The 856-nt window shown below is 74.3% G+C and carries 1 protein-coding gene; it reads right to left on the bottom strand.

Annotation, left to right across the window (positions count from 1 at the left end):
* On the bottom strand, positions 1 to 856 hold an 856-nt coding region (locus HP550_RS00105), incomplete at both ends, for an HNH endonuclease signature motif containing protein (protein WP_175345569.1).

The raw sequence follows: 856 nt of genomic DNA, 5'->3' as shown, positions 1-856 counted from the left end.
TGGGGGTTTCTCCAGGCGGGTGATGCTCAGGTTGAGTCGGTGGACCTCGGTGTGGTGGTGCTTGCACAACACCGCGGCGTTGCTGAGAGAGGTGGCACCTGTGTCTCGGTCCCACCAGCGGATGTGGTGCACCTCGCAGCGTGAGGCGTGCTGGTCGCACCCGTTCCAGGTGCACTGCCCGTCGCGCACGGTCGCGGCGCGTCGTTGCGCGGTGGTGAACAACCGCTTGGTGCGGCCGACGTCCAGCGGGAGGCTCTCGGCGGACATGACGATCCGGGTGATGTCCGCTTCGCACAGCGCCCGGGCGAGTTCCGTCATGGGCACCGGGGTGCCGTCCTCCAGGGTCGCCGGGGCCACGGTCCCCCAGGGCAGGGCGATCGGCGCGCAGAGGCGATCTCGGGGTGCCAACCCGCCACTGGCGCTCCGACCGTCGCCGGCGAGCCCGCCGTCGGCGTCGTCGAACATGGTGGCCCTGTCGAGCGTGGTGGCGTGCCCGCGGGCCGCGCTGGCTGCTTCGTCCAGTACCCGCTGGTGGGCGAGCAGCTCCGCGACCGTCTCGGCCGGGACCAGCAGGGACAGGTGGGGGCGGCTCACCGCGCCGGTGGCGACGCCGCCGGTGGCGACGCCGCCGCCGTTGGCGGCGGCCGCCTGGGTAGGCGCGTCGGCCGCTAGCCTCGGCGTCGTCCGGTCCTCGCCGCGCGCGGTCGTGGGTCGCGCCCCGGCGCACGCGCCTTCGGCCAGCATCGCCAACGCGTCCGCGGAGGCTTGCCCCGGGGAGCGGGTCTGGTCGCCGTACTGGCCCATCGCGTCCAACGCGACCCGCAGGGTTTCCCCGGCGACCCGGTCCAGGCGACCC

The sequence above is a fragment of the Cellulomonas humilata genome, assembly GCF_013359775.1.
Taxonomy (GTDB): domain Bacteria; phylum Actinomycetota; class Actinomycetes; order Actinomycetales; family Cellulomonadaceae; genus Cellulomonas; species Cellulomonas humilata.
The sequence above is the reverse complement of the archived record's forward strand: the minus strand, read 5'-3'. Positions and strand labels throughout refer to the sequence as shown.